The organism is Desulfomonilia bacterium (genome assembly GCA_036567785.1).
GTDB lineage: Bacteria > Desulfobacterota > Desulfomonilia > UBA1062 > UBA1062 > DATCTV01.
This window is the reverse complement of sequence record DATCTV010000060.1, coordinates 161463-179933: the sequence shown is the minus strand read 5'-3', so window position 1 is coordinate 179933 and position 18471 is coordinate 161463. Positions and strand designations below refer to the sequence as shown.

15 protein-coding genes are annotated in these 18471 nt (G+C 49.8%); 5 read left to right on the top strand and 10 right to left on the bottom strand.

What is annotated here, in order from left to right; genetic code table 11:
- Window positions 1-187: 187 nt before the first annotated feature.
- The 4 genes from VIS94_15660 to VIS94_15645 form a co-directional block, all read right to left on the bottom strand.
- A complete protein-coding gene (locus tag VIS94_15660) occupies window positions 188-469 on the bottom strand; it encodes a transposase (protein ID HEY9162515.1) in 282 nt (93 codons plus the stop codon).
- Window positions 470-545: 76 nt separating this feature from the next.
- Complete coding sequence (locus tag VIS94_15655) at window positions 546-995, bottom strand: hypothetical protein (protein ID HEY9162514.1); 450 nt, start codon at window positions 993-995, stop codon at window positions 546-548.
- Window positions 996-1095: 100 nt separating this feature from the next.
- Complete coding sequence (locus VIS94_15650; protein HEY9162513.1) at window positions 1096-1401, bottom strand: HigA family addiction module antitoxin; 306 nt, start codon at window positions 1399-1401, stop codon at window positions 1096-1098.
- 11 nt (window positions 1402-1412) lie between these two features.
- Window positions 1413-1691 carry a type II toxin-antitoxin system RelE/ParE family toxin gene (locus tag VIS94_15645; GenBank protein HEY9162512.1) on the bottom strand — a complete coding sequence of 93 codons (279 nt, stop codon included), beginning with the start codon at window positions 1689-1691 and terminating at the stop codon, window positions 1413-1415.
- A gap of 271 nt (window positions 1692-1962) precedes the next feature.
- Here VIS94_15645 and VIS94_15640 point away from each other — a divergent pair, with 271 nt between their 5' ends.
- Window positions 1963-2709, top strand: coding sequence for a class I SAM-dependent methyltransferase (locus VIS94_15640; protein ID HEY9162511.1), 747 nt, complete (start codon window positions 1963-1965; stop codon window positions 2707-2709).
- Between the two features lie 80 nt (window positions 2710-2789).
- Here VIS94_15640 and VIS94_15635 read toward each other — a convergent pair whose 3' ends face one another.
- Entirely contained in the window at window positions 2790-3350 is a 561-nt protein-coding gene (locus VIS94_15635; GenBank protein ID HEY9162510.1) for a porin family protein, read from the bottom strand.
- Window positions 3351-3618: 268 nt separating this feature from the next.
- Between VIS94_15635 and VIS94_15630 the strand changes: the two genes are divergently transcribed.
- The 4 genes from VIS94_15630 (at window position 3619) to VIS94_15615 (ending at window position 7110) form a co-directional block, all read left to right on the top strand.
- On the top strand, window positions 3619-4191 hold the full coding sequence (locus tag VIS94_15630; protein HEY9162509.1) for a hypothetical protein: 573 nt from the start codon (window positions 3619-3621) through the stop codon (window positions 4189-4191).
- Window positions 4192-4220: 29 nt separating this feature from the next.
- Entirely contained in the window at window positions 4221-5270 is a 1050-nt protein-coding gene (locus VIS94_15625) for an aldose epimerase family protein (protein ID HEY9162508.1), read from the top strand.
- Window positions 5271-5387: 117 nt separating this feature from the next.
- Window positions 5388-6017, top strand: a complete 630-nt coding sequence (locus tag VIS94_15620) for a corrinoid protein (protein HEY9162507.1) — start codon at window positions 5388-5390, stop codon at window positions 6015-6017.
- Window positions 6018-6021: 4 nt separating this feature from the next.
- Window positions 6022-7110, top strand: a complete 1089-nt coding sequence (locus VIS94_15615; GenBank protein ID HEY9162506.1) for a hypothetical protein — start codon at window positions 6022-6024, stop codon at window positions 7108-7110.
- A 100-nt stretch (window positions 7111-7210) separates the two neighbouring features.
- On the opposite strand, the gene glyA is transcribed toward VIS94_15615, so the two are convergent.
- The 5 genes from glyA to recC all read right to left on the bottom strand — a co-directional run bounded on the left by glyA (window position 7211) and on the right by recC (window position 18469).
- On the bottom strand, window positions 7211-8542 hold the full coding sequence (gene glyA, locus VIS94_15610; protein ID HEY9162505.1) for a serine hydroxymethyltransferase: 1332 nt from the start codon (window positions 8540-8542) through the stop codon (window positions 7211-7213).
- A gap of 288 nt (window positions 8543-8830) precedes the next feature.
- Entirely contained in the window at window positions 8831-9826 is a 996-nt protein-coding gene (locus VIS94_15605; GenBank protein ID HEY9162504.1) for an aldo/keto reductase, read from the bottom strand.
- Between the two features lie 315 nt (window positions 9827-10141).
- The gene (recD, locus tag VIS94_15600) at window positions 10142-11899 is read right to left on the bottom strand and encodes an exodeoxyribonuclease V subunit alpha (GenBank protein HEY9162503.1); all 1758 of its coding nucleotides are present in this window, start codon (window positions 11897-11899) and stop codon (window positions 10142-10144) included.
- Entirely contained in the window at window positions 11892-15206 is a 3315-nt protein-coding gene (recB, locus tag VIS94_15595) for an exodeoxyribonuclease V subunit beta (GenBank protein ID HEY9162502.1), read from the bottom strand. Before recB ends, recD begins: the two co-directional genes overlap by 8 nt.
- Window positions 15203-18469: an exodeoxyribonuclease V subunit gamma gene (gene recC / locus VIS94_15590; protein HEY9162501.1), complete on the bottom strand. Its 3267-nt coding sequence runs from the start codon at window positions 18467-18469 to the stop codon at window positions 15203-15205. Before recC ends, recB begins: the two co-directional genes overlap by 4 nt.
- Window positions 18470-18471: the final 2 nt, after the last annotated feature.

Genomic DNA, 18471 nt, shown 5'->3' with positions numbered 1-18471 from the left:
CGTCATCTTCCTGTATCCGTAAAACGGTTTATCCGTGTAGATCTCATCTATCATATTCTTTATCCGGATATCCTCTTCGGATTCCGGAACCGGCTTATAATAAAGATTCGACCGGTTGAGCCCGATAAGCTCGCATTGCTTCCTGATGCTTACTTCATGCCCGGGTTCTATCAGCATACGCTTGTCCTCAACCGATAAGTCCGACTTTTTTTTTCAACCAGTCCAGTTCGACCTTCATTTTCCCTATCTGTTTGTAAAGCTCTTCCTTTCCAGCATCATCGGGTTTTTCCTTCATCCCGTGTTCAAATACATCAGGTATTCTTTCCATGAGCTGCTTTTTCCACTTGGCAATCATATTCGGATGAATCTTATAATCAGATGCTATCTCGTTTATCGTCTTGTCGCCCCGGACAGCCTCAAGCGCCACCATGGCCTTGAATTCATTACTATGTGTTCTTCTCTTGTTCATCTCTACCCCGCTAACAGGATTTTCGGTCATCTCATCCTCAAATCTTCAATAAATCCTTTCCCAATATCCACCTTATTCAGTGGTCTGAAAAACGGGGGGCATTATAATCCTTATTGTAGATTGTCGTGCCAGCGTGGAACGAAATTCCTCTCACTCCTTTGATTACAGCAGCTCGCAAAATTCGTTCTGCTAATGCTTGAGGATCACTAATGTGAATGACAGTGTCGTAGTTACGCCATATTGTGAGCACTGTATCCGGATCAGATTCGAGGGTTGTGCACCATAAAAAGATCGGATTTGTGTGACTGGTAGTGCATGGTACGTCATGTCGGACAAAATGACCATCTGTCTCAGTAGCATCACCACGTTCGGGATCTAAATCTTCCCTATATTCTTGGACGTTTCTGAGGTAGAGCAAACCATTTTGGATAATGTCATTGGCATATTTATATTCGGTGGCTCTCCAGAGATCAGACGGGGGTGGTGTTTCTTCATAGTCAACCTCGTTTATTATTTCGTTTGGCATATTGCCTTCCTTATGCGGACGTGCAGCTTAATTGAAGCTTCATTTATCAAAGCCAGAGTGGACATGTCGCAAAAAATAACGAATAGACTTGTGTCATAATTCATGCCGCCTTGCGAATCTGTACTTCCTTGTTAATCTTAGAACCCAGCTCTTTTCTGGCGATTTTCAGATTGTAAACGGTCTGAAGGTTAAGCCAGAATTCAGGTGAGGTGTTAAAGTAGCGGCTGAGCCTGAGTGCAGTGTCCGGGGTTATTGATCGGCGTTCTCTGACAATATCATTGATGCGCGGTGCAGGAACCTTCAATTCAAGTGCAAGGGCATGCGCGGTCATCTCAAGCGGAATGAGATATTCCTCTCTCAGTATTTCTCCGGGGTGAATCGGACGCATTTTGTTTTTTATTTCCATATTTTGTCTCCTTAGTGATAATCCACTATTTCCACTTGACTTACTTCGCCATTTTCGAATTGAAAACACAGTCTGAATTGATCATTTATCCTGATGCTCCATTGACCTGTCCTGTTTCCCTTTAACTGTTCGAGCCGGTTGCCGGGCGGACTTTTCAAATCCTCAATCGTCATTGCAGAATCCAACAATTGCAATTTACGTTCTGCCGTTGACTTAAATGCCTTAAATTGTTTCGGACATTTACCTTCAAATATTAACTGAGTATTTCTGCATTTGAAGGATTTGATCATATCTTGTAAAATATAACACGCCACGTTAAACATCAAGTGGTTAATTCATCATTTAAGAAATCAGAAAGGAAAGCTCAAGTGAAACCGGAAGGCCTTTTTTTGATATACAATTTAGTTTGACAAATTTGTTGGTCATATCCTATTCACTTTCGATTACCCGGATACAGGAACTGGGAGGGGTCAGGTCACAAAAATTGACAAATAGATCTGGAATTAGAAGCTATCAGACACCTTTTCTTGCTTATTAACACCCGAAAGGAGATTTTTTGAAATGGACATTCCACGGATATTTAACATCACTGAAAGTGCTCACCGCATACATAACCCGTTCACGTCCGAAAAGCTCGCCACTCTCGGCGCGGCGCTGCGTCTGGAAACCGGGACCCGGGTGCTCGACCTCGGCAGCGGTTCGGGGGAGATGCTGTGCACCTGGGCGCGCGATCACGGCATTACCGGCACCGGCATCGATATGAGCCGGTTGTTTACAGAGCAGGCGGAACGCCGTGCTGTTGAACTCGGCGTCGCCGATAGAGTCAAGTTCATCCACGGCGATGCTGCGGGCTACGTCTCTGACGAAAAGGTCGGTGTGGCAGCCTGCCTCGGTGCCACCTGGATCGGTGGAGGTGTCGCAGGCACCATCGAACTTCTGGCGCGGAGCCTCGGCCCCGGAGGGATAATCCTCATCGGCGAACCCTACTGGCGGCAGTTGCCGCCGACCGAAGATATCGCCAAAGGGTGTCTTGCCCACTCAATCTCAGATTTTTTCATACTTCCGGAACTTATCGCGTCTTTCGGCCGGCTCGGCTACGATGTCGTTGAAATGGTTCTGGCTGACCAGGACGGCTGGGACAGATACGAGGCAGCCAAATGGCTCACCATGCGAAGGTGGCTTGAAGCCAATCCCGGCGACGATATGGCGAAAGAGGTCCGGGACCAACTTAGCTCGGAACCCGGGCGTTACGTGACTTACTCGCGTGAATACCTGGGCTGGGGTGTGTTCGCGCTGATGCCGCGGTGATGAGGAAAACCCAAGGGGTCAGGTCGCAGCAATTGATATGATGCAGGGTGAAGGTTTTTCCATCCTTCACTCTGCTTGTTTCAGAACATATACTTCAGGTAAAGCGAGGCGGATATTCCGCCGAAGTCGATATTGTCGGTCCAGTCGTCGGATTTTAGTTTCGTCTGTGAGTATTTTCCTTCAACCCCCAGGGCCAGACTGTCAATTATCCTGTATCCGCCGCCTAGCACCGCATGCCAGCCGATGCCGCTGCCTTTGGTATTGAGGTCTTTATTATCCACTTCGCTCCAGTAATATCCGGCGCCGGCACCTATGTAGAGCTCAACCTGATCTATCGGGTGTATTTTGCCTTTCAGGGTTGCCAAGGGGCCATAGAACTTTACCGTGTAATCAGAGTTGTCTTCGCTTTTAGTTTGATAATATGTCCCGCCAAGCTCTAAAGAAAAATTTCTGCCGAAATTTCTGCCATAGTCGAATTCGTAAACCGGCGCCTGCTTGAAGTCCTTCAGCCCTTTGGAAGATGTATTGGGCCAGAACCAGCCCGCCTTGAGGTTTATATAATCATCAGGCTCCGCAGCAATGGAAATTCCCGGAATGAACATTATTATTGCAACCGGTATGAAAATGAGCAGTTTTCTCATGCAACCACCTCATTAAAAAAGTTTTGGATAAAGTATAAATGTTTTACTCATGGGGTCAAGAACAGTTTCCAGAATTGAACCGATCTTAAAAGAAAAAATCACGCCGTTTCGATATACCATAAATGGGAATGCCGATAACATTTGAGTTGAGAAGGAAGCTGAAAAGGAGTAATCAGCAGGTGAAACATTATTGGAAACATGCCGATTCTTACGGGGATTGCTTCTGTTTTCAAGATTTATCCGGAGATAGACCGTATAAGGAGGATGAATGGAAATGATGTTAAAAAGGAAGCAAGGTCTTGCGGCGGTTATATTCTTCACGGTCCTGATGCTTCTTATTGGTACCAGCTCATATTCTGCAGATGTTCAGGTTGCAAACGCCGATTCAAGTCCGGCAAAACCGGAACTGTCACTGCCCGAAGGCAATAACGATCCCCAGGACGATGCGATTTCAAGCATCAAGATGACTCTTCCTCCGGTACCTTATAAGAACGAGGGATTCGCTGTTTTATTCCCGACATATATAGGAATGATGGCCGGCGGTCTGGTCGGACTGCCTCTGGGAATGGTTATCGTAGTGCCTGCGGGTATATTAGGGTACGGCGTTTTCCCGATCATTCTCTTCGAAACCGGGCAGGATCCTGAAAAAGACAATCCCGTACCTGTCGGTACCGAACTGGCGGTTATGGGCAGCAAGCCTGTGGTATGGCTTTCATACGGTGTGGGATATATAGTCGGCTTCCCTTTTCTGGCAGTGAAAAAGATTGTCTATGATCTTCCCAAGAGTCTTTTCTATGATCCTTTCCATAAAGAAGAAAAAGCCGGACAGGCAGTTAAATAGACTGTCAACGTGGAACTAAAGAAAAGTTTATGAAGATTGAACAACTTGAATTCGGCCGGCTGTCCGATGGCAAGGAAGCTAGTCTCTGGCATCTTTCTGCAGGGGATATCGAGGTCAAACTGACAGATTTCGGCGCGACAATAGTATCTGTAATCTGTCCCGATACAGCTGGGATAATGGCCGATGTGGTTCTCGGCTATGATACCGCCGAGGAATACCTTAACGACAGTATATATGCAGGGTCAACAATCGGCAGGGTAGCCAACCGGATTGACAAGGGCAGATTCACCCTTAACGGCAGGGTTTACGAACTTGCCAGAAATGCTGGAGATTCGCATCTTCATGGCGGGTTGAAAGGTTTCAACAAGGTTTTGTGGAAGGCCAGAGAGGTTGAGCTCGAAAACGGCCTAAGTCTTGAAATGACATATTTAAGCCCTGATAATGAAGAAGGCTATCCCGGCAATCTCCTGGTCAGAGTGGTTTTTTCATTGAAAAATGATAATGCCCTGAGAATCGACTACTTTGCACAGACCGATAAAAAAACGGTTGTCAACCTTACAAACCATTCGTATTTCAATCTGGCAGGTTCGGGCGACATACTTGATCATGAACTGTGGCTCAACTCGGAATACTTCCTTCCCGTTAACAAAAGTCTTGTACCCATCGGCGCCGAGCTTTCAGTAAAAAATACGCCGATGGACTTTCAGATTCAAACAAGGATAGGCGACAGGATAAACGAAAACTATCAACAGCTGATGCTTGCCGGGGGGTACGATCACAACTATGTCATCTCGGGTGATACGGGAAAATTCAGAAAGGCAGCCATTGTCAGAGAACCTAAAAGCGGAAGGGTTCTGGAGGTGTTTACCACTCAGCCGGGCATGCAATTCTATTCGGGCAATTTTCTCGATGGAAGCGTGAAGGGAAAATCCGGTGCCGTTTATCAGAAGAGGGGCGGCTTCTGCCTGGAGACGCAGCATTATCCTGACTCGCCTAATCATCCTGATTTCCCGACTATTGAACTCTATCCGGGAAGAATTTACAGAGAGGCTACAATCTTCAAATTCGGCAGGGGCTGAGACCGGGTTCAAAAAAGAAAAAACAGTTCTTTTATAAAATAATGATATTTGAAATGTGTTGGAGAAGTTCCGTTTAACCTGTAAAAATACAAGGGAAATTTTCCCGGTGAGGTGATTATGAAATTGTTGGAGAGACTTTCCAGTGCGGTCTATACCGGTGATATGGATATGGCGGCGGAACTGACGGAAAACGCCATCAAGGAAGGGATAAGCGCGTCGGATATCCTTGAGAACGGACTTGTTTCAGCCATGCAGGAAATAGGCGATAAATACAAAAAAGGCGAAATATTCGTGCCTGAAATGCTCATTGCGGCACGTGCCATGAACAAAGCCCTGAGCATACTGGAACCCGAAATGGTCAAAGTCGGAGTCGAATCCAAAGGCACTTTTATTATTGGCGCTGTAAAGGGAGACCTGCATGACATAGGCAAGAACCTGGTCGGGATAATGTTCAAGGGCGCCGGATTCAAAGTGATTGATCTGGGTACTGATGTCAGTCTGGAAAGATTTGTCCATGCAGCAAAAGAGCATAATCCCGATATAATCGGCATATCATCCCTGCTGACTACGACAATGTCCTATATGAAGACCATCATCGATGGGCTGCGTTCTGAAGGCATACCTGCAAAAGTTATTGTAGGAGGGGCCCCTGTCAATAAAGAGTTCGCCATCAGCATAAATGCAGACGGTTATGCCGAGAATGCCGCGGAAGCGGCCGATCTTGGGAGAACCCTGATGGGTATGTGATATCATGATTGACATCAATGATATAATGCCCATCGAGAATATTGATGACTGGGAGATGCGCATCAAAAGGCAGGATGCGGCCTGGCATAGAGAAATCATCGACCGGCCCGTGGTTGATCTGACATTTTTCGAGTATAACCCTGACTATCCGTTCCCGGAAAAGCGGCATGCCTCATTCGAAGAGTGGTGGCTCGATACGGACTTTCAGGTCAAGCTCTGGTCTGCGATAGCTATGGGTACATGCTGCATGGGCGACGCACTGCCCAGGGTCATGCCCAATCTTGGGCCCGATTTCTTTGCCGCATGTTACGGGGGTACGCTGCACTTCGAGCAGGACACGTCCTTTATAGAACCGTTCCTGATGAAATGGGATGATGCCGATAAACTGTCCTTTGATTGGAAGAATCAGTATTTCCTCAAGCTTGAAGAGCAGTATGCCGGTTTCCTCGATGCAGGGAAAAACAAGTTTTATGTCTCCTGGCCCGATATACACCCGGGGGCCGACTGTCTTGCAGGATTCAGGGGGCCTTCGAACCTGGCGATGGACCTTTATGACAACAGGGAGCAGGTAAAGCTAGCACTGAAGAAAGTGACTCAGGATTTCTTCAGGCTTTACGATTACTACTATGACAAGCTTACGAAAGCGCATCAGCCATGCACGGGTTGGCCCGGTATCGTATCCACCTATAAGTGGCATGTGCCTTCGAACGATTTCTCGTACATGATCTCTCCCAAAGATTTTAACGAAGTTTTCCTTGAAGGACTCAGGGAAGAGAACCGGTATATGGAAGCGAACGTCCACCACTTGGACGGCCCGGGCTGCATGAGGCACCTTGACAGCCTGCTTACAATCGAGGAACTCAACATGATACAGTGGGTCCACGGTGCAGGCCGGGGCAGGGCCAGCGACTATATGGACCTGTACAAAAAAATTCAGGCCGCGGGCAAGGGAATCCAGCTGCAGGAGGTCGAGGTCGACGAGGTGGACATTCTGATAGCCGGGCTCAGACCCGAAGGCGTATGGATGCATGTGAACGTTGCCGACAGGGACCAGGCCGAAACCGTGCTGAAGAAATTCAACAGGTGGAAATAGGACAAAATATCCACGAGTAGTTCCCTGCGATGCCTGTGAAAAACAGACAAGGGGATGTCAAATATGCAGTAAAAGAAACCGATCTTGCAATTATTAAGCCCTAAGCAAGGATCAGTCCTGGAACCGGAAATTTCATGCAGAATTCTTCGATCTCCTGCTTCATATTGCGGATCAATTCTTCATCCCGTGCATTTTTAAGAAGCCTGCTGATCCAGTTACCGATCTGAACCATTTCCGGCTCTTTCATGCCGCGGGTTGTTGCGGCAGGCGTTCCGAGGCGGATGCCGCTCGGTTTAAGAGGCGGGTTTGTGTCATCCGGAATAATCTGTTTATTGGTGGTTATGGATATGCGGTCGAGAAGCCATTCCGCCTCTTTCCCGTCTATTCCGAAACTCTTTACCGCATTTATCACCATCATGTGATTATCCGTGCCGTTGGTAATCAGTTTTACTCTGTTCTTCATGAGCGTTTCTGCAAGCACCCTGGAATTCTTTAAAATCTGCGCAGCATATTCCTTGAATTGAGGGGAAAGAGCCTTGCCCAGTGTCACGGCGATTGCTGCTATTGTCTGCATGTGAGGCCCGCCCTGGAGCCCCGGAAATACGGACTTATCTATTGCATTGGCGTATTCGGACCTACACATGATCAGGGCGCCTCTGGGGCCTCTGAGGCTTTTATGCGTCGTCGTGGTAACGATATCGAATCCGCTGTCAAAGGGGTTTTTCATGACCCCGCCTGCGATCAGCCCTCCGATGTGGGAGATATCCGCCATGGTGATTGCGCCGACCTTATCTGCCACCCTTTTGAAATCCTCATAGTTATAGTCTCTCGGGTATGATGTATAACCGCAGAGCACAATCTTCGGCTTCGTTTCCATCGCTGTTTTCATTAAAAGATCGAAATCGATCCTGCCCGAATTCTCGGGATCGGTTTTATATCTGACAAAATTGAAGAGCTTCCCCATATGGGATACCGGTGCGCCGTGCGTAAGGTGCCCTCCATGGGAAAGGTCCATGCCGAGGATTGTGTCGCCAGGCTTCAGAAAAGCCAGATAAACAGCCTGGTTCATGGGAGAGCCCGAGAGCGCCTGGACGTTTACATGGTCACATCGGAAAACCTTTTTTGCCCTCTCGATTGCCAGGCTCTCGATTTTATCCGTAAATTCCTGTCCGCCGTAATAGCGCTTTCCCGGGTATCCTTCGGAATACTTGTTCGTGAATATGGAGCCGTTGGCGGCCAGAACTTCCGGATAGGTGTAGTTTTCAGACGGGATCAGTTCAATCCCTTTTCGTTCCCTTTGCTCTTCACCCAGAATGGCCTGAAATACTTCAGGATCGTTTTGCTCAAGAGCCTCCCAGTTGCTGTTGATCTGATTTTCATGATTTTCAAAATGAGATTTTTCGATTGTTGCGTCTTGTCTCTTTTTAACCATGGGTCCCTCCATTTATTTTGAATTGTTGTCTCCTGCCCAGGCGTACGGCAGAAGAATGGAGCTTCCCGATGGTTATTTCCATCTAGAACGCCAGTTGCGACTGAAGTGTATTTTAAAGAATTGATAATTTTTTGCAAGTTTTTTGCTTAAATCATGAGGTTATTAAACCCGGTTTTACAATGCATTTTTTTCTGTGGCCTTCAGACATTGGCAGTTTTTATTTACGCTCGAAGCGCGTGCCGGGTCTAAAGCTGTTGACCTCTGAGTTAAGGCTTGGTCCCGCAGTTGTTACTTGTTGACCCCCGCCATCTCTTCAGGCGAGTACCGGTCTCCTAACACCCGATCCGCCAGTTTATTGAGTTTAGCTCGATCCTCTTCTGTTAGGCGGCAGTCAAGCGCCCCGAGGTTGGTCTCAAGATTGGCTAGCTTGGTCGTGCCTGGAATAGCTACGACATGATCTCCTTGGTCCAGCACCCAGGCCAAGGCAACCTGCGCCGCCATGCATCCCTTTTGAGCGGCGATCTCATTTACAGCTTCCACCAGCTTGAGGTTGGACTCGATATTTCCCGGCTGAAACCGGGGCTGCATCTGTGACCGGTAATCATCATCACTGGTTGGCCTATCACCGATTGATGTATAACGGCCGGTCAGCATCCCCCTGCCCAGGGGCGAGTAGGCTACCAGACTGATACCGAGTTTTACGCAGATGGGGAGGATGTCCTTCTCAATATCACGGCTGAATATGGAGTACTCGGTCTGAAGCGCTGCAATGGGATGAACGGCATGCGCCCGCTCGATGGTTTTTGCAGAAGCCTCTGACAGGCCAAGGGCCCTTATCTTGCCCTCTTGAGCCAGCTTAGCCATCTCGTAAACTGTATCTTCAATTGGCGTCGACGGATCGACACGATGGAGATAATAGAGGTCAATCCTTTCGGTACCCAGACGCTTTAGACTCTTTTCGCAGGATTTCCGGACATTGGCTGGAGAGCCGTCCACCCCCAAGAAGGCCCCTGTGGCCTGGTCTCTTTGCGGACCGAATTTGGTAGCCAGAACAATCCGGTCCCAGCGTCCGGCAAAGGCCTTACCCAGCAGTTGCTCATTGCGTCCCAGGCCGTAGATTTCCGCAGTATCGAAATGAGTGATCCCTAAATCTAGAGCCTTGTGGAGCAGATAGATCGCATCAGATTCCTGCGCGGGTTGTCCGTAAAATTCGGAAAGCCCCATACATCCAAGTCCGATGGCCGATACTGAAATCCCTGATTGTCCAAGATTACGTGATAGCATAACGCCTCCTGATACTTTATCATTAAACCCGGACTTGTTCCCAGGTCCCATATTCAGCACCTGACAATTAATACACCTTATTGCTTTTTTCTTGGAAGACCTTATGTATCAGACCGTGAAATGAGACGAAATGGTCAATTTGTCATGGATCAAGGCCTGCAGAATAATAAAATCCCGAGCCAGAGAGAAAGCCTTAGCTTCTTATAATAATTTGGCGATAATATCTTTTGTTCTCTTTTTGTTAATTCCATTCATTTCCTCCTAATAAATTTGTATTAACATTAAAGGACATAATCCCAAGTATCCTTTGATATCTTATTCCCATAGTGCATACCTGAGGCCGCTTGCTCTGAGTGCTGTCCTTTTCGAAGCAGTCTCCAGAATATCGGGATTCGTCCATATCTCAAGGGTGTTTCTGGCGCGGGTGATCCCGGTGTAGATGAGCTCTTTTGTGAGCACCTCGGAATCCTTTTCGGGCAGGATAAGAAGGACATTATCAAATTCCGAGCCCTGCGACTTGTGGACAGTCATGGCAAAGACGGGTTCGTTCTCCGGAAGCCTTGCCACCGGGATATTCCTAATCGTCTGCACATTGCCTGATGTCTGGGAGAACCATGCCTCCAGCCTGCCGTCCGGCCTCTTCGCAACTATGCCTATGTCACCGTTAAAGAGCCTCAACGTGTAGTCATTTCTGGTTATCATGACAGGCATCATATCATAGTATTCGCCGCGGGGAGAGATAAGTCCGGCCGAGGCTAGTATGCCCTCGACAGCCGCATTCATGCCCGATACGCCGTAAGGGCCTTCACGCAGCGCACACAGTATCCTGAACGAGTTGAAAAGATCGAGCTTTTCACCCATGTCCCTGGCCTTTATGTACGGCGAGAAGCGCTCTATCACGGTTTCGGCAAGTGCCTTTCTTATCCCGGCCCTTCCGGGCGAAGGCCTGATGACAACGCCGCCATCCTGCTCCGGCATTCCGGCTCTGAAGCGGCCCTCTTTTATGCATGTGCTCAAAAGGCCAATCCCGGAAGACGAAGAGAAGCGGTAGTTCTTCCTGAGTTCGACAATGGAATCCTGCAGGGATTTTCCGCCGTGCTGTAGTTCATGGCTTGTCAGGTCTTTCACTAGCAGGGAGAATTCCCTCGAATATTCATGGACGGTTCCGTTATCACATATGTCGCCAAGCACGAAGCCTGCCTCGACAGAAGAGAGCTGGTCCCTGTCGCCAAGGAGTATAAGGCGCGAGCCGTTCTTCATGGCCGAAACAAGCCTTGACATGAGCGGCAGAGACACCATGGAGGCCTCGTCGATGACGATGACGTCTGCAGCAAGGGGCCTTTTCTCGTTGTATGCAGGTCTGGACGGGTCGCTGCCAAGCCCTATGAGACGGTGAATGGTCAGGGCCTCGTACGGTACGGCGTCTTTTATGCTCTTTTCGCAGTCGAGCGCGCCGAGCGCATTCGACACCGCCTCGCCCAGACGCTTGGCGGCCTTTCCGGTGGGCGCGGCAAGGGCTATCTTAAGCGAGGGGTCCTGCTCCAGGATAAGGCAGAGTATCCTGGCCACGGTCGTGGTCTTGCCCGTTCCCGGCCCGCCCGTGATAACGGAAAAGCTCCTTGTGGCCGCGGCTATGGAGGCGATCTTCTGCCAGTCGATCTCATCTGCATTTCCGGGGAAGAGTCTGGCGAGGCCTTCTCTGAGCCTGCGCGCGTCAAAACATACAGGCTGTGATGCGAGCGAAAGAATTCTACCGGCAAGTCTCTGTTCATACAGGAAATATCTCATCAGGTAGAGCCTGCCCGCGTTATCGAGTACGAGAGGGGCGATATCATCACCTTGGCTCACGACGCCTGAAGCCAGAAGCTCCTTTTCCCATGACGCGGCATCGGGCAAGACTCCGATGCTTTCAATTTCTCTGCCAGCGTATCCGGCAAGGTCTGCGCAGATGTTACGCTCGCTCAAGGCCCTGCCTGCGAGCGCTGCCGCTGACCCAGCCGTACGGCTGCCGGAAAGCCTCTCTATCAGCCCGGCAAGGTGGAGGTCTATTTGGGCGAATGCTTCTTCAGACATTGTCCATCTCCCCCAGCAGTCCGGCGGCCAGCGCGCCGACGGTTTTCTCATCAGGCCTTGCGCGGTATATACCGGTCTGCTTCTTATTATTCACGCCCCTTAGAAAGATATAGAGCACTCCGCCGAAATGTCTTTCATAGCTGTATCCGGGGAGCCTCAGCATGAGGTATCTGTGAAGGGCCAGGGTATAGATATGGTACTGCAGCACATAATATTCGGCGGTCATTTCATTTTTCAAGGCTTCATCACCATAGTCTTCCGGCTCGGGTCCGAGATAGTTCGATTTCCAGTCGACGATGTAGAACTTGCAGTTCAGTTCAAACACGAGATCAATGAAACCCCTTAAAAACCCGCGCGAAGGTTTTATGTCGAGCGCCTCGAGGATGGACTTCAGGTCGGTGTCCATATATGAACGTTTCAAGACCGGGTTCAGGTGCTGTGAGTCAAGGCTTGCGACTGGAAGCATGAATTCGAGTTCCGAAAGCCTTTTATCCATGCCTATGCCTTCCAGCCTGGAACCCGGCTCAACCTCCACTGAAAGGACGTTTTGTATAATTAAACTTACAGCATCGAGCCACTTCTCATCGAAACCGTGTCTTTTCATTACCTCTTTGATGAGGTCTGCATCCGGATTTTTAAAGTCGATAAGCTCCATTACTTCATGGAGCATGTTGCCGGTTGCAGCGCCTTTGGGCATGGACGGTATGCCGAGGCCCGCGGGCTGGTCTCCGCGGCGGTTGGTGGATGCATCCACATCGCGGCCTTCCGAATAAACGCCCTTGCTGAGCGATGTATAGCTCATGATGCCGAAGCTCATGTCAATGCCTGCCTCGAACTGCCTTGCAGCAAGTTCAGGTGCTGCCTTTTCAGGGGGTACACTTTTTATGACATCTGTTTGCGGTGCAGGTTCGAGTCTTATGTAATCCGAGTTGAGCGATGATGCGTCTTCGCCCAGCAGAAGCGTTTCAAGCGCCGTATTATAGCTCCTGTGGATATTGCAGTTCATCAGATAGCACCTGTCGGTCGCGCGTGTGAGCGCCACGTACAGAAGGCGCATGCTCTCCTGCATGGATTCTTCGGTGCTTTTTTGTCTGTTCAATGCCATATCCTCGGAGCCCAGGTCGAGGACGCGCGTACCGCTGTCATTGAAGACGACGTCTTTTGTATCGGTTTCGTCCCAGGCGAACGGGATGAAGACCACCGGGTACTGCAGGCCCTTGCTCTTGTGGACCGTGGTTATAATTACCGCATCCTCGTCGCTTTCAAGCCTCAGCTCGGATTCGCCGGATCCGGTATTTCCGCCAGTCTTCTCGTTCAGCCAGACTATCAGGGAATCCATTCCGGTTTTACCGGAGGTCTCGGCCAGGTGCAGAAGCTCGGCCAGGTGCTGCATGTTCGTAAGCCTCCGCTCGGCCCCGGGCAGCGCGGCAAGCCTTTCTCTCGCACCGCCGCCGTAGAACTCCCTGAACATGCGCATGAAACCATAGTCCCTCCAGAGCTCGTGATATTGCAGAAATCCGGTTATAAGAACATCCCTGGCGACGGAATCTTCATCAAGTGTCGCCAGTTCATCAGCCGACATACCGAAAAGGGGGCTTGCCAGACATGCCTTTATAAGGTCGAACCTGGAAGGTTCCCTTGCTGCGTCGAGGAAGAGTCTCATCAACAGAGCCTCCGGGCTTGAAAAGACTTTTTCATCGCTCGTTATGATGCACTTTATGCCTCGACGGACAAGGGCATCACGGACAAGATCTGCCTGTCGCCATTTGCGTGAAAGCACGGCTATGTATCCCGGCCGCAGGTGTTCAATGTTTATGAGTCTGGCCGCCTCGGCCGCAACCGCCTCAGCCGCCTGTCGTGCAGCATCATCCTTGTTCATTTCCGCTGAGGGGTCTCCCAGCGTCCATATCCTGAGAGGCTCTCCTGTGAGCCCTGTCTGCGGCTCTTTTCCATAGGGCTCGACCCTTTCATAAGGTATGCCCGCATGACCGAACGGCCCTTTTGCGAACAGCCTGTTGACCGCTTCCACCAGAGGGCTTACAGACCTGCGGTTCGTATCGAGCCGGTGGATGTTTTTTTCGGGAATGCCCTTCTTGGCATCTAGATATGTGAATATGTCAGCACCCCTGAAGCCGTATATGGACTGTTTGGGGTCACCGATGAGGTACATCGTGCCGTCCGAGAAAATCGTGCTGAATATCTCCCACTGCACGGGGTCAGTGTCCTGGAATTCGTCAATGAGCGCGGCCTTGAATTTCTCCCTCACGGCGTTCTTCATGCCTTCGCCGCCTGAAGCGAGCGCCTGCCTCATCTTGAGGAGCAGGTCGTCGAAATGAAGACTGCCGAGCGATTCCTTTTTAAGAGGCATGTTGCTCATATAAAAGTCTGTGAACTTACGCTTGAGCCATATTGTCATGGCATTGAATGCATCGTTCAGTCCGGTGAAAATCTCGGCAAAACCGTCACAGTGTTCGAAAAACGGGTGAAGCGGCCTGTCGATGTGAATTTCCGCCCTGTTCGACATTTCCGCCATAAAAGAATGTCTGAAATATTTGAACCTGTCGAATAGGACCGTGGTGAAACCATCTTCAACAAAACCGTCCATTTCCTCTATGGCTTTTGCGACTGTTTTTCTCTGGTAGGATTTTCTGTTCAGGAGACTTGATGTCTCGAGTATGCCGCAGACCTGATGCCTCGACTGCTTCCATGTCGCCTGGATATCGCTGTATGCTGTCTTGGCAGAGACTATCCCGCTTTCGATGCCGGGCCTTGCAACCTCTGGGATTATGCGTGTTCCCGGGCCTGCCATGCGGGCTGTTTTCAGGAAATCGTCTGGAGACAGCTTAGCCCTGGCGAGGTACTCCTGCGGCAGATTGTAGATATATTTCCTGAAGAAGTCCCAGACCGTATCCATTGCGATGTCCGTCTGATCCGTGATGAGTTCGAGTGCATATGCGGAGCCCGTTTCAAAGGCCATCTCGTTCAGCATGCGGTAGCAGAACCCGTGTATGGTGAATATGGCCGCAGTATCGAAAGCAAGTACGGCAGAGCGCAGGAGACCGGCCTTTCCGCTGTCGCCCTCTTTTTCCCGCATGGACTGATTTTTTCTGAGGCGCGTGCGAATCCTGTCCCTCAATTCCGATGTAGCGGCCTCGGTGAACGTTACCACGAGTATCTGATCCGGCCTCAGACCGCTTTCTATGAGCCTTATGTAGAGCCCTTCTATCGAGTATGTCTTTCCTGTGCCTGCGCTGGCTTCGATCAGATGAACGCCGTGAAGGGGAATTTTTTCAAGGTCGAAAATCATAATTCTTCCCACGTGCAGTTTTCAAGAAGTTCGCTGAAGAAGGCTGCGCTTGCTTCCTTGAAGCCTTCGTCTATGGGGGATGTCTCGCCCGGATATATGAGGTAATAAGGGTCTTTATCCTTTTCTCCCTGATCGAAATCGTTTCCGATCCATGCGTTTTTTGCTGCTATGAACGCCTTATCCTCGCCTTTTTTCCTTATGCTTTCGACATAGTTCATGGATATCTCGGGGAAGAAATGGACAGGACGGGAAATGCCGGATGAGAAAAGTTCAAGAATGTTCCCGAGTGTTTTTTCGGGATCCGTGAGGGGTCCGAATCTTATTACGGCAGGTACGCGCTGTTTATCCTTTTTCTCGAATCCTGCAAGGAGAGATGTCCCGCCCTCATTGAGAACGTTGAACATGACATGCGTAAGCCAGGCGTTTAAGATATGCTTGGCACTTATGACAGAGGGCCTGAAGGAAAACGGGCACCCGCCTTTGAGTTCGAAGCTGCCCGATATTACACGGCCGTTATGGTTCAATTCAAAAGCTTTAATCTCGGTAGGGCCCGAGCCTGCAATATTCATCACGGTCGCGATCAGCTCTTTTGCCTGTCCGAGAAGCTCCCTGTAAAGGGCCTCTCCCAGCGAGCCATGCGGAAGCAGGCCGCTTGCCATAAGCAGGGGCAGGGGATCCGTTTCCTTCATGAGGCTTTCCACGATAGTCTGGCTTATTTTGAAATTCTGGAGGCTGCCGGTTTTTATGGCCTCCCTGTCCTCGATCTCTTCATCGCTGCCCCTTATGCTTATACCGAGCCTTCTTCTCAGGAAGAACCTTACAGGGTTTCTGAAGAACTCGGCGAGAGTCTCTGCGGAAAGGTTTCTGAATTCCGCAGGATCACACTTTACAGGTGAGCAGATAAACGGCTTTATGGGGATTGGATCCTTGCGGATAAGAGCCTTTGCGGTTTCGCAGTCGCCTTTCGAATAGCTGAAAAGCCTTCCGTCTTCGCCCGTGAAATATTTCGGGGAAAACCCCTGAAGTCTGTGTTTTGTGACGAACCTGTCTTCAAAGGCCTTGTCTCTTTCATCCGGATCGTCCTCTTTGAGTCCGTCTATGTAGAAATTAGCTTTTATATGGTCAAGCAGTTCGCTTACCAGAACTGACGGCGGCCTCTTCGAATTGTCCCGTATGTCCTGTCCTGTATAGCTTATGTATAGCCTCTTGCCTGCAGAAATAATGGATTCGAGGAAAAGGTACCTATCGTCATCTCTCAGCGAGCGGTCGCCCTTTCTGGGGTTTTTACGAATCAGGTTGAATCCGGCGGGGATATCCTGCCTGGGATAGGCGTCGTCGTTTATGCCGATGAGGCAGATGATCTTCATAGGTATGCTCCTCATTGGAAGCAGAGAGCAGAATGTAACACCTTTTGTGAGGAACCGTCCCGTTACGGGTTTTCTAATCGAGGTCTTAATCAGGTACTCGACTGCCTGTATGCAAAGCCTGCCATGATAACCGTTTGTTTGCGCCAGCTCCGATATTGCGGACCTGAGACTTGCTGCCCCCTGAATGCATTCACTGGTATCGAGCATGTCATCCACCATTTTCAGAAGGAGATCTTTCCATTCGTTAAGATCCAGTTTTTCCGAAAGCCTCATGCCGTAATGAAACGCCATATCGGTGAATGTGAGGAATCTCCCCAGCAGGTGGGCCCTCTCGCCCTCGATGCCGTGAGCGGTCAGGATGCCTTTGTAGAGGATGCCGCCAGGCATGGCGTATCCCAGGAGCAGACTGTCGAGGCCTGCCCGCCATGTGTTCTCGCCGGTCGCGTCGAAGCCCAGCCCTTTTCTGTTTTCCGCATCTATCCCCCAGCGTATGCAGGCTGCACTTATCCACTCCCTTATGACGGTGGTCTCATCATCTGTTATGTCGAATCTGGTCCTTATTACCGGCTCATCCAGCAGGGAGATGATATGAGAGGCCCTGAAGCGCCTGTCGGAAAGGCCGAGCAGGCCGAAAAAACCGTCGGAGAGGGGTCTTTCAATCTCCTGAGTATCGGAAATGTTAAACGGTATGTATGTCCCCGAACCCGTCTCGCCGCCGAATACGGCCTCCACATATGGCGCATACATGTTAATATCAGGCGACATAACGAGGATTTCTTCCGGTTTGAGTGAAGGGTCCTTTTCGAACATAGACAGGATATTGTCCCTGAGCACCTCCACTTCGCGCATCGGGCTGTGGCAGGAATGTACGGCAATGGATTCGTCGCGGGGGTCTATCATGCGTTTCGAGGAATCATTGCCGTCTGAAAGGTCGAGTATGCCTTTTTTTATCCGGCCCAGGACGGTGGCTTCATCAGGTTCTTCCCAGAGGCCCTCTTCATCCGTTATCGTTTCGTCCTGGCCGTAGAGGTACCCGAGAAAATCACCGCCCTGCTTTCCCATAGAGGCAAGCAGGCTGTTTCCTGTCTCAAGATGCAGTTCCTGTGATGATAACCCCGCCTTTTTTTCTTTTCCGAGGATATTCCTTTCGGATTCGATATCCATCCAGTACTGGCGGCAGGGATTGAGAACGAAGACATGCACGTCCGCAGTCAAGGCGTAAGCCTTCAGTATTTCAAGATGGAAATTGGGAAGATGCGATATTCCGAACATGGATATGCGCTCTGGATGATGAAGCGGTTTTTCAGAGATGAGCCTTGCTATAAGATCCCTCTTTAAACCTGCGGGATGGGGTCCAAGGCCGGAAATTATTTTTTTCCATATTATTGCCTGCCATTCCTCTGCCTCTTTTTCCTGGCCGTCCGCAAAGAACCTCTTGTCGTTTTCCCATCCAAGAATTATCTCAGGCCTGAAGATAAGGTACTGATCGAATGCATCCGCTATGTGCTCCGAGAGCTGTACTAGTCTGATGCCGGTATCGTCACCTGAGATGTATTTTTTAAGCGCCTTAAAAATCTTCTCTTCCCCTGCAGCCTCTATTATTCCCATTACCGCAAAAAGAAGACGTTCGGGAGCATATCTCTTATCAGGCGCTGAGCCGAGAACACGCTCGAAAAGCTCATTAATAAAGGCGTTGGGGAAGGGGAAGCGGAAATTCGAAGCAATGCCCAGCCCTTCGGACAAACGCATTGACAACCATCTCTGCATGCCCCGGCTCTGTACAAGTATTGTTTCGGGCTCCAGGGGTGTTTCCGGAGGGTTTATCCTGATGATGTCCGTAAGCCTTTCCGAAAGCCTTGATAAGCTGTTTCCTGAATGCAGGTAGAGGCCGGGCATGT